Source organism: Microbacterium sp. zg.Y909 (genome assembly GCF_024626565.1).
Genome location: NZ_JANJFJ010000124.1, coordinates 1 through 11,589 on the forward strand (window position 1 = coordinate 1; position 11,589 = coordinate 11,589).

Here is an 11,589-nt window from a genome sequence, read left to right on the forward strand (position 1 = left end):
CCCCGCCGCTGAGCCGGCCGTGCAGGGCGGTGGTGGCCGCGTTCATGCCGACCAGCTCCACTGCCGTGCCGCGCTGGGCGTACTTGGTGACGATGGCGTCGATGGCGGCGACCGTGGAGGCGTCCCACACGTGCGAGCGCGTCATGTCGATGACGACGCGCTGGGGGTCGTGGGCGTACTCGAACTGCGTGGTCAGGTCGTTGCTGGAGGCGAAGAAGAGCTCGCCGTCGACGGTGTAGCGGGCAACGTCGCCGTCGGAGCTCACGGTGCGCGTGACGGTGGTGAAGTGCGCGACGCGGCGGGCGAACGTGATCATCGCGGCCAGCACCCCGGCCACGACGCCGAGGGCGAGGTTCTGCGTCCACACGGTGACGACCACGGTGACGAGCATGACGATCGTCTCGCCCAGCGGCATCCGCTTCAGGGTCGCCGGGCGGATGCTGTGCCAGTCGAACGTCGACACCGACACCAGGATCATCACGGCGACGAGCGCGGCCATCGGGATGATCGCCACGACATCGCCCAGCGCCACGACGAGGATCAGCAGGAAGACACCGGCCAGGAACGTCGAGAGGCGGGTGCGGGCGCCGGAGGCCTTCACGTTGATCATCGTCTGGCCGATCATGGCGCAGCCGCCCATCCCACCGAACAGTCCCGATGCGAGGTTGGCCGCGCCCAGGCCCCAGGCCTCGCGGGTCTTGCTGGAGCGGGTGTCGGTGATGTCGTCCACGAGCTTCGCGGTCATCAGCGACTCCAAGAGCCCCACCATCGCCATGGCGAGGGCGTAGGGCGCGATGATCTGCAGCGTCTCCCATCGCAGCGGCACGTCGGGGAGGAACAGCGACGGCAGACTATGGGGCAGCTCGCCCTGGTCGCCCACCGTGGGCACGGCGATGCCGAACACCACGACCACGCCGGTGAGCACGACGATCGCGATGAGGGGCGCGGGCACGGCCTTGGTCACGCGGGGCCAGATGTACAGGATGGCCAGGCCCGCCGCGACGAGCGGGTACACCGCCCAGGGAACGTCGATCAGCTGCGGCATCTGCGCCAGGAACACCAGGATCGCGAGCGCGTTGACGAAGCCGACCATGACGCTGCGGGGGATGAACCGCATGAGTTTGGCCACACCGAGCACCGCCAGCAGAATCTGCAGGACGCCGGCCAGGAGCACGGTGGCGACGAGGTAGTCGAGGCCGTACTCGCGGGCGACCGGCGCGACCACGAGCGCGACGGCTCCCGTGGCCGCGGTGATCATCGCGGGGCGGCCGCCGGTGAAGGCGATGACCACGGCCATCACGAAGGAGGAGAAGAGCCCGACGCGGGGATCCACCCCCGCGATGAGCGAGAAGGCGATGGCCTCGGGGATCAGCGCGATGGCGACGACCATGCCCGCCAGTGCCTCGCGCGTCAGCAGCCGGGGACTGCGAAGCGCCTGCAGTACGGTCGGTTCTATGCGGAGGCGGGCCACGAGATGATCTTACGACCGCGCCGCCGCACGCCCGCCGAGGGTCACTTCAGGGCGGCGTCCACCGCCTGCGCCAGCACCGAGGCGACCGGCCATGCGCCGTCGGCGGTGTTGCCGATGACGGTGACCGTGGTGTCGGTGGTCGGCAGGTGCGCCGACCAGAAGGCCGCGCCGGTGTCGTACCCCTCGGCGATGAGGGCGTCGCCGGTGGCGTGCAGCCAGGTGCCGAGGCCCGCGCGCTTGTCCTCGTCTTCGACGTAATGGCGCGGCCGGGTCATCTCGGCGTAGGTCTCGCGCGAGACGATGCGCCCCTCGCACAGGGCGCGCCAGAAGGTGTGCACGTCTGCCGCGGTCGTGAACGCCCCGCCGTCGCCGTTGCCCAGCACCGGCAGGTGCAGGGTGTTCGCCCGGTCGTCCTCGTCGTAGACGTAGCCGACCGCGGTGTCGGCGGGCAATTCGTCCAGGCGCAGGAAGTCGGTGCGGGCGAGGCCGGCCGGCTCGAACACGAGGCGGCGAACAGCGTCGTGGTAGCTCTCGCCGGTGACGCGCTCGATGACGATCGCGAGCACGACATACCCGCCGTTGCTGTACGCGAAGCGCTCGCCGGGGGTGAAGGTCTGAGGGAGGTCGGCGAGGACCGGGAGGAACGCCTCGGCGGTGGTAAGCGTGTGCACCGGGATGCCGAGGACGTAGTCGTCGACCTCGCCCTCGGCATCCTCGTCGAGGTAGTCGCCGATTCCGGAGGTGTGACCGAGCAGGTGCTCGATGGTGACGGCGTCGTCGATGAGCGGGAGGTCGTCGCCCAGGATGCTGCGCACCGGCTGGTCCAGCGCGAGCTCGCCCGATTCGATGAGACGCCAGATCGCGAGCGCGGTGAAGATCTTGCTGCCGCTGGCGATGGCGAACCGGGTGTCGGGCGTGGTCGGCACGCCGAACGCCCGGTGGGCGAGGCCGTAGGCGCGCTCGAAGGTGCGGGTGTCGCCGACGTCGACGGTGACGACGCCGGAGAACGACTCGGCGTCGGCTGCGGCGTCGAGGGCGTCGGGGTCGATGGCGAGTGACATGGTGGTGCTCCTTCCGGGTCCTTCCACGCTAGGGGATGGCCTGCGGGCGCCGCCAGCGGCGGCGGCGCAGGTCGGGAGGACGGGGGCGACTCTCCCTCTAGGCTCGGGGCGTGATCTTCCGCACCTTCGACGATGGCGCGGTGCTGCGCGCCGCCCGGCCGGGCGACGAGCCCGGCATCCTCGCCCGCATCCGCGATCTCGCCGTGTACGAACGCGAGCCGGATGCCGTCGAGAACACCGAGTCCGCGCTGCGGGAGTCCCTCTTCGGCGCCCAGCCGCGGGTGTTCGCCCACGTGGTCGAGCGCGACGGCGCGATCGCCGGCATCGCGATCTGGTTCCTCACCTACTCGACGTGGACGGGCCGGCCCGGCATCTGGCTCGAGGACCTCTACGTGTCCGACGAGCACCGCGGTCGCGGCTACGGCAAGGCGCTCATCGCGTCGCTCGCCGTCCTGTGCGTGGAGCGCGGGTATTCGCGGTTGGAGTGGACGGTGCTCGACTGGAACGAGCCTTCGATCGCGTTCTATCGCGCGCTGGGCGCGCAGCCGCAGGATGAGTGGACGACGCAGCGGATGACCGGTGAGGCGCTGCGCGCGCTCGGCGCGTCTGGCCGGTCTGGCGCGTCCGGCCGGTCCGCGCGGGGATAACAGACGATCCGGCACGGGGCAAGCCCTTCAGCGCGGGGCTGGCGCGGGGGACGATGGCAGCGCATTGTCCGTTTCAGGAGAGGAATGCCCATGGCTCGCATCACCGAGAGCATCGACGTCAATGTCCCCGTGTCGACCGCCTACAACCAGTGGACGCAGTTCGAATCGTTCCCGCAGTTCCTGACTTTCGTGGAGTCGGTCACCCAAGGCGATGACGAGACGACCCTCTGGAAGGTGAGCGTGGCCGGGGTCGAGCACGAGTTCTCCGCCAAGATCACCGAACAGCACCCCGACGAGCGCGTCGCGTGGAACAGCATCACGGGCGATGTGAACCACGCTGGAGTCGTGACCTTCCACCGTCTGGACGACAACACCACCCGGGTGACGGTGCAGCTGGATTGGGAGCCCGAGGGCTTCCGCGAGAAGATCGGCGCGGCCGTCGGCTGGGACGACCACATGGTCAAGAAGGACCTGAAGAAGTTCAAGGAGTTCATCGAGTCGCGCGGCACCGAGACCGGCGCGTGGCGCGGCGACATCAGCTGAGCCCCGGCTTTTCGGTACCCCGTCGTCCCCTTTCCTTCGGGGCGGCGGGGTTCTGTCTGCGCTTTCTGCCGATGGTCTCTCGTTCTCGCATGTGAGTTCCGGTTCACACAGCGCTGGCGGCGCGGCTGGTATGGCCAGATGCCCGCGCCGGCGGCGGCGGCTGGCAGCGTCACCCGCACGCACGCACGCGCGCACGCACGTGTGTGCGGGTGTGTGTGAGCGGGAACTCACATGCGCGAGACGGTGGGTCTCGCGATCGCAGCTCCGGCGCGGCGGCGCCCTGCCATCCGTTGAGACCGAAGGCTCGTCGGCGACCTGTGTGAGCGGGAACTCACATGGCGAAACGGATGTATCGGAAGTCCGCGTTCGGCCGCGCTCCGTAAGCTGGAGACCGTGCCCGCCGTGCTCAACGCCTCCGCCTACCTCTTCACGCGGCTCGACGATGCGCCCGAGCTGGGTCCGCTCCTGCGCGCGCGTGCGCTCGCCGCGGGACTGAAGGGCACGATTCTGCTCGCCGAAGAGGGGATCAACCTCTTCCTCGCCGGCGATCCCGACGCGGTGCGAAGCTTCATCGACGACCTGCGCGCCGACCCGCGCTTCGCGGCGCTCACCACCAAGGAGAGCTGGTCCGCCGATCAGCCCTTCGGCAAGATGCTCGTCAAGGTCAAGCGGGAGATCATCCGCATGGACCGTCCGACGATTCGCCCCGAGTCCGGACGGGCGCCCGCCGTCGCGCCGGCGACGCTGCGCCGCTGGCTGGACCAAGGCCACGACGATGACGGCCGCGAGGTCGTCATGCTGGACACCCGTAACGCCTTCGAGGTCGACTACGGCACCTTCCACGGTGCCGTGGACTGGCGCATCGAACGGTTCACGCAGTTTCCGGATGCCGCGGCCTCCCACCGCGACGACCTGGCCGGCAAGACGGTCGTCAGTTTCTGCACCGGTGGCATCCGCTGTGAGAAAGCCGCGATCCACCTGCGCGAGGTGGGCGTCCACGCGCTCCAACTGGACGGCGGTATCCTCGGCTACTTCGAACAGGTCGGCGGTGATCACTGGGCGGGGGAGTGCTTCGTCTTCGACGAGCGGGAGGCCCTCTCGCCCGACCTCGCGCCGCGCTGATGCCGGCGCTGTCGGGGCCCGCCCCGCGCGGGTAGCGTCGGAACCATGAGCGCGCGCATCGTGGTCCTCACCGGTGCCGGAGTCTCGGCGGAATCCGGCATCCCGACCTTCCGCGCCGTCGACGGGCTGTGGGAGGAGCACCGCATCGAGGACGTCGCGACCCCGGAGGGTTTCGCGCGCAACCCCGCCCTCGTGCAGGAGTTCTACGACCAGCGGCGCCGCGCCGCGCGGGCGGCTGAGCCCAACCCCGCGCACCGCGCCCTGGCCGAACTCGAGGAGGCCACGGGCGGCGACGTGCTCATCGTCACGCAGAACGTCGACGACCTGCACGAGCGGGCGGGCTCCCGGCGGGTGATCCACATGCACGGCGAGCTGGCGAGTGCGCTCTGCACCCGGTGCGGGGCGCACGTGCCGTGGAGCGAAGATCTGGCGGACGGGCCGCCGTGTCCGCGCTGCGGGGCCAGCGCGCTGCGACCGGACATCGTCTGGTTCGGTGAGATGGTCTACGGGCTCGATGAGATCTACGAAGCGGTGGAGACCTGCGAACAGCTGTGGGTCATCGGCACGTCCGGGAACGTGTCGCCGGCATCAACTCTGCACGCGCTCGCCCGCGCGGTCGGCGCAAAGACCGCGCTGCTGAATCTCGAGGCCCACGAGGACACGTCGCTGTTCGACGAGGTGGTGCTGGGTCCTGCATCCGTCGTCGTGCCCGCGTACGTGCGCCGTGAGCTGGAGCGCGCCTCCGGCTGAGCGGCGACACGAATACTCACTCGGCGGGGCGGCTCAGGCGCAGGGTCGCGAGCTGGAAGGGCTGCAGGCACAGGTCGATCGCGTCATCGGACGCCGCGGCGAGGGCGGTTGCGGCGACCGGGCGCTCGAGCAAGTCCGTCTGCTCGACGGCCGTCCAGGCGAAGCCGGGGCGCAGTGTCGCGCTGCGCTGGCTGCCGAGGGCCTCGTACAGGCGCACGATGACGTCCCCCGAGCCGTCGTCGGCGAGCTTCACCGCCTCGATCACGACACCGGCGTCGTCCAGCGTCAGGGCGGGCTCGATCGGGCGCGCGCCGGTCAGGGCGACCGTCGGCAGGTTCAGCCGGAACCCCTCCGCGACGGCATCGGCGACGTCGGCGCCCGGGAGCAGCGACACCGTGAACTCGTGCGATCCCTGGTCGGCCTCGGGGTCGGGGAAGAGCGGTGCGCGCACCAGCGTCACGCGCGCCACGGTGTGCGCGCCCCCGCTCGCACCGTCGCCGCGGCGGACGTCGTGACCGTAGCTCGCGTCGTTCGCGACGCTGACGCCGTAGCCGCCCTCCACCACACGGATCCAGCGGTGCGCCACGGTCTCGAACTTCGCGGCATCCCAGGTCGTGTTGGTGTGCACCGAGCGTGACACGTGCCCGAACTGGATCTCGGACTGCGTGCGCTCGGCGCGCAGCTGCAGCGGGAAGGCCAGCTTGAGCATCTTCTGCCGCTCCCGCCAGTCCAGTCGCACCGTGATGTCCAGCGCCCCGCTGCCCGGATCGACGCGATACTCCTGTTCCACCCGTGAGCCTCCGAACGACCGCGTGACGACGAGACCGCCGCCGTCGGCGGTCGGCTCGATCGACTCGACCTCGAGCAGGTCGCGGTACAGCGCCGCATCCTCGACGTCGATGTTCCAGGCATCCCAGTCCCGGGGCGTGTCACGGAAGAGCTGCAGCACACCGGCGGGCCGCTGCGGATCGATCAGCTCCCGGTCGGCGACGAGGTCGCGGGCCCCCACGACCACGCCGCGCGCGTCGATCGTCCACCGCATGCGTTCGTGCGCGAACACCCACCCGTCGCCCGCGGCCCGCACGCGCACCACCGCCGCGTCCGCCGCCGCCGGCACCTCCGCCTCGGCCGCGGCGCCGAGCGCCGGCACGCCGCCGACGGCGACCGGCGCCGCGTTCGCGTGAAGGCGCAGGTCCCCGTCTCCGGCGAGGGCGCGCAGCGCGGCGTCGATGATCTCGGCCAGCTCCACCGCGACGGCGGCGTAGTTGCGCTCAGCTTCCTGGTGCACCCAGGCGATCGACGTGCCGGGGAGGATGTCGTGGAACTGCTGCAGCAGCACGAGCCGCCACAGGCGCCGCAACCGCTCAGCGGGATAGGCGGCACCGGTGCGCACGGTCGCGAGCGTCGCCCACAGCTCCGCGGCGCGCAGCAGGTGCTCACTGCGGCGGTTGCCGCGCTTGGTGCGGGCCTGGGCACTGTAGCTGCCGCGGTGGTACTCCAGGTACAGCTCGCCCGACCACACCGGAGGGTCGGCGTACTCGGCCTCGGCGTCGGCGAAGAACTGCGACGGGGTAGCCATGCGCACCTTCGGCGACCCCTCCAGGTCGGCCGTGCGCCGGGCCGCGGCGACCATCTCGCGCGTCGGTCCGCCGCCGCCATCGCCCCAGCCGAACGGCACCAGCGAGGAGCGCGCCCCGCCCTTCTCGGCGAACTGCCGCTCGGCGCGCGCGAGGTCGGCGGCGGAGAGGTCGGAGTTGTACGTGTCGACCGGCGGGAAGTGCGTGAACACCCGGGTGCCGTCGATGCCCTCCCACAGGAACGTGTGATGCGGCATGCGGTTGGTCTCGTTCCACGAGATCTTCTGGGTGAGGAACCACCGCGACCCCGCCTGCGCGATGATCTGCGGCAGGGCGGCGGAGTAGCCGAACGAGTCCGGCAGCCACACCTCCAAGGGCTCCACCGCGAACTTCTCCAGGAAGAACCGCTTGCCCTCGACGAACTGACGCGCGAGCGCCTCGGACCCCGGCATGTTCGTGTCGGATTCCACCCACATGCCGCCCACGGGAACGAAGCGGCCGGCCTTGACAGCCTCGGCGACCCGGGCGAACAGGGCGGGGTAGTGCTCCTCGAGCCAGGCGTACTGCTGCGCAGACGACGCCGCGAAGACGAAGTCCTCGTCGCGATCGATGAGATCCAGCACGTTCGAGAACGTGCGGGCGACTTTGCGCACCGTCTCGCGGGTGGGCCACAGCCACGCCGAGTCGATGTGGGCGTGCCCCACCGCCGTGATGTGGTGGGAGGATGCCGCAGCCGGCGACGCCAGCACGTCGGCCAGCTGCGTGCGCGAGGCGGTGGCCGTGCCGGCCACGTCGTCCGGGTCCAGGGCATCGACGGCGCGGCCGAGCGCGGCGAGCACGCGGGCGTGCCGGGTGCGATCGGGATCGAGCTGGTCGACGAGACCCCGCAGCGCCGTGATGTCCTGCGCGAGCTCCCACACCTCGCGGTCCCGCAGTGCCAGCTCGAGACCTGCGAGGCGGTAGATCGGCTCGTCGCCCGCGGTGGCGGGGTCGCCGAGCGGCGTGGGTGCGAAGGTGAAGGTGCCCGCGACGCTGGGGTTGCCGGCCGCCTCGATGTAGAGGTCCACCTCGTCACCTTCGATCGGCACCGTGGCGTTCAGCGGCTCGATCGCCTTGACGATCGTGCCGTCGGGGCGGAAGACCAGTGCCTCGGCTTGGAAACCGGGCGCCGAGACGTCGAACCCGAGATCGACCACCAGCTCCACGCTGGTGCCGGGGGCGTCCGACCAGCCCGCCGGAACGGTGCCGGTGACGTGGAACCACACCGTGCCCCACGGCTTTCCCCAGCGGCCGCCGACCTCGAACGGCGTGTACTCGGCGCGCACGGCCTCGGAGAAGGGCACCGGCTCACCGGGCACCTCCCACGCGGTGATCGTCAGCGGCGTGGTCTCCCGGTACAGCGCACCGGCGAGCCGGTCGCGGCTGAGCCGGTCGATGCGCTGGAGGGCGAGACGGTCGTTGCGGTGCATGGCGGAAACTCCGATCGGGAGTGCAGGGCAGGGGGCGGTCAGCCCTTGACGGCGCCGGCGAGGGCGAACGAGCCGCCCAGCCCGCGGGTGACGAGCAGGTACAGCCCGAGGACGGGTAGGGAGTACACGAGCGAATAGGCGGCCAGGCGCCCGTAAGCGACGGTGCCGTATTGGCCGAAGAACGCGTAGATCGATACGGCTGCGGGCTGCCAGTCGGGGGAGTACAGCAGCACGAACGGCACGAAGAAGTTGCCCCACGCCTGCAGGAAGACGAAGACGAAGACGACGCTGATCGCCGGTCGCATGAGCGGCACGACGATGCGCCGCAGCGCCGTCATGGCGCTCGCGCCGTCGACCCACGCCGCCTCTTCAAGGCTCACCGGCACCGAATCCATGAAGTTCTTCGTCATCCACAGGGCCATCGGCAGCGAGCTGGCGGCCAGGAAGAGCACGACCGCCCACGGCTGGTTGATGAGGCGCAGCTGCACGAAGAGGCTGTAGACGGGCACCATGATCGCCGTGATCGGCAGGCAGCTGGCGAAGAGCACGCCGTAGAGGAAGGGTCCGTTGAAGCGCGAGCGGTACCGCGACAGCGGATACGCCGCGAGGACCGCCACGACCACGGTCACCACGGCCGCGCCCGTCGACAGCAGCAGGCTGCTCAACAGTGGCCTGAGCGTCAGCTGCGGGGTGAGCACGTCGGCGAAGTTCTGCAGGGTCGGCGCCGTGGGGATCTTCACCTGGTAGCTCGCCGCCGAGTCGAAGGCGGCGAGCACCACCCACGCCAGCGGAAGCGCGAAGAGGAGGCCGATGACGAGCAGCACCAGGTTCGCCCACAGCCGCGTCGCGGCACGCGTGGGGGCGGCGACGCTGGGAGCGCGGACGCTCACGTGCGGCTCCCGCCGGCGCGCAGCGACAGCACGTACCCGATCGAGAAGACGGCGCCGAGCACCAGCATGACCACGGCGATGGCGTTGCCGTAGCCGATGTCGCCGAACTGGAAGGCCTCGGTGTACGCCAGCACCGGCAGGGTACTCGAGAGGTTCCCCGGCCCGCCCTTGGTCATCACCCAGATCAGGGTGAACACCGACAGGGTCTGCAGGGTCGTCAGCATGAGGTTCGTGAAGATCGTCGGGCGGATCATCGGCAGAGTGATCAGCCGCAGCCGCTGCCACGCGCCTGCGCCGTCGATCATCGACGACTCGATCACTTCCAGCGGCACGTCGTCGAGCGCGGCGCGGTAGATCATCATCGAGAACGCGGTGCCCCGCCACGTGTTGGCGATGATGATCGCCACGAGGGGAAAGGCGTAGAGCCAGTTGGGCCCGGCGATGCCGACGCCCGCCAGCATCGCGTTGAGGGTGCCGTCGGCCGAGAGGAAGGCGTACCCGATGAAGGCGGCGACGATCTCGGGCAGCACCCAGGCCGTCACCACGAGCACGCCGACGATGCCGGTGACGGCGCGGCTTCCCACGCGGAAGAGCACGGCGAGGACCAGCCCCAGCACGTTCTGCCCGATGATCGCCGACCCCACGACGAAGGCCACCGTGATGCCGATCGACAGCGGCAGCACGGGGTCGGCGAAGAGGCGCGCGAAGTTGTCGAGCCCGATGAACTGCGGGTCGGCGGCCCGCGCTCCGCTGAGGGCGCGGTCGGTGAGTGAGCCGTAGAGGGCCCACACGATCGGACCGGCGAGGAACACCAGGAGCAGCCCCCCGGCTGGCACCAGCGGCAACGCCCTGGCGGGTGTCGTCCCCCTGCTGATGCCGCTCCTGCGCGTGACGCGCGTGTCCTGCGCCGGTCCGATCGTGGTCATCGTCATCGCTACTGTGCGATGACCTTCTCATCGCCCACGATCTGCCGCACGGCGTCGTCGTAGGCGGCCGCAGCTTCTGCGGCGGTCTGCTGGCCCGTGATCACGGCCTCGGTCGCCTGCTGCACGGCGACGGAGATCTGCGGGTAGTCGCTGTTGGCGGGGCGGAAGTTGGTCACCGCCACCGCCTCGGAGACCGGACCCACGAACGGGTTCGCCTCGAGGTACGTCGGGTCGGCCGCGACGTCGGTGCGCACCGCGATCTGGGCGTTGTTGATGGCGTACCAGAGCGAGTTCTCCTCGTTGAGCACGGTGGTCAGGAACTCGAAGGCGAGGTCGGGCACGTCGGTCTGGGCGGATGCCGCGAGGGTCCAGCCGCCCGACATGCTGACGCCGGCAGGGCCTTGACCGTCCTGAGTGGGAAACAGCGCCACGCCCATGACGTCACCGTACTCCGGCCACGGGTAGGCGCCGCCCTCTTCCCAGAACGAGGGGGTGTACGAGCCCTCGACGGTGCCGCCGAGTCCGTCCTGCGGGAACATCTCACCGAACACCGCCTGCCAGACGTTGGGGTCGAGCGCGCGGTCGGGGGAAACGGCGTAGCCCTCGGAGTACAGCGTCTCGAGGAACGTCAGCGCGTCGACGAAGCCCTGCGACTCCACGACCCACTTGCCCTCTTCGTCGTCGTAGAGGCCGGTGCCGTCGCCGGTGCCGTAGAGCAGCTGGTAGAAACTCTGCATCACGGTGCCCTCGCCCGTGCCGGTGCCCGCGTACATGTTGAAGGGCACAACGTCGGGCTGGCTTGCCTTGATCTTCGCGGCTGCGTCGAGGATGTCGTCCCAGCTCTCGGGCTGCCAGGGCACCTCGACGCCGGCGGCATCCAGAACGTTCTTGTTGTACCAGATCACCCGGGTGTCGGTGCCGAGCGGCAGGGCGTAGACGCTGCCGTCCTCGCCTTGACCGGCCGTCTTGGCCGCCTCGTCGAACATCTCCCACTCGTCCCAGCCCGCGAGGTACTCGTCGAGGTTGAGCAGATAGCCCGCTTCGACGTCGCTGCGCACGTTGAAGGTGTCCTCGTAGAACACGTCGGGGGCGGTGTCGGGGGAGCCGAGCGACAGCTGCAGGCGGGTCTTGTA

10 protein-coding genes are annotated in these 11,589 nt (G+C 70.2%); 4 read left to right on the top strand and 6 right to left on the bottom strand.

The window, feature by feature from the left end; translation table 11 throughout:
* Positions 1-1,471, bottom strand: a 1,471-nt coding sequence (locus tag NQ160_RS10800; RefSeq protein WP_257515246.1) for a SulP family inorganic anion transporter, incomplete at its 3' end; no start/stop codon positions are given.
* 41 nt (positions 1,472-1,512) lie between these two features.
* Complete coding sequence (locus NQ160_RS10805; RefSeq protein ID WP_257515247.1) at positions 1,513-2,532, bottom strand: serine hydrolase domain-containing protein; 1,020 nt, start codon at positions 2,530-2,532, stop codon at positions 1,513-1,515.
* 113 nt (positions 2,533-2,645) lie between these two features.
* On the opposite strand from NQ160_RS10805, the gene NQ160_RS10810 reads away from it, so the two are divergent.
* The 4 genes from NQ160_RS10810 (at position 2,646) to NQ160_RS10825 (ending at position 5,594) form a co-directional block, all read left to right on the top strand.
* A complete protein-coding gene (locus NQ160_RS10810; RefSeq protein ID WP_374113646.1) occupies positions 2,646-3,179 on the top strand; it encodes a GNAT family N-acetyltransferase in 534 nt (177 codons plus the stop codon).
* Positions 3,180-3,269: 90 nt separating this feature from the next.
* Positions 3,270-3,722, top strand: a complete 453-nt coding sequence (locus tag NQ160_RS10815; protein WP_257515249.1) for an SRPBCC family protein — start codon at positions 3,270-3,272, stop codon at positions 3,720-3,722.
* A gap of 393 nt (positions 3,723-4,115) precedes the next feature.
* The gene (locus NQ160_RS10820; RefSeq protein ID WP_257515250.1) at positions 4,116-4,844 is read left to right on the top strand and encodes a sulfurtransferase; all 729 of its coding nucleotides are present in this window, start codon (positions 4,116-4,118) and stop codon (positions 4,842-4,844) included.
* 45 nt (positions 4,845-4,889) lie between these two features.
* On the top strand, positions 4,890-5,594 hold the full coding sequence (locus NQ160_RS10825) for an NAD-dependent deacylase (protein ID WP_257515251.1): 705 nt from the start codon (positions 4,890-4,892) through the stop codon (positions 5,592-5,594).
* Between the two features lie 16 nt (positions 5,595-5,610).
* Here the strand turns inward: NQ160_RS10825 and NQ160_RS10830 are convergent, their stop codons facing one another.
* The 4 genes from NQ160_RS10830 to NQ160_RS10845 all read right to left on the bottom strand — a co-directional run.
* A complete protein-coding gene (locus NQ160_RS10830; RefSeq protein ID WP_257515252.1) occupies positions 5,611-8,640 on the bottom strand; it encodes an alpha-mannosidase in 3,030 nt (1,009 codons plus the stop codon).
* A gap of 38 nt (positions 8,641-8,678) precedes the next feature.
* Positions 8,679-9,530 carry a carbohydrate ABC transporter permease gene (locus tag NQ160_RS10835; protein WP_257515253.1) on the bottom strand — a complete coding sequence of 284 codons (852 nt, stop codon included), beginning with the start codon at positions 9,528-9,530 and terminating at the stop codon, positions 8,679-8,681.
* On the bottom strand, positions 9,527-10,456 hold the full coding sequence (locus tag NQ160_RS10840; RefSeq protein ID WP_257515254.1) for a carbohydrate ABC transporter permease: 930 nt from the start codon (positions 10,454-10,456) through the stop codon (positions 9,527-9,529). The genes NQ160_RS10835 and NQ160_RS10840 overlap by 4 nt, the downstream gene beginning before the upstream one ends.
* A gap of 8 nt (positions 10,457-10,464) precedes the next feature.
* Positions 10,465-11,589 (bottom strand): extracellular solute-binding protein (locus tag NQ160_RS10845; RefSeq protein WP_257515255.1); only part of this gene is annotated, 1,125 nt, incomplete at its 5' end.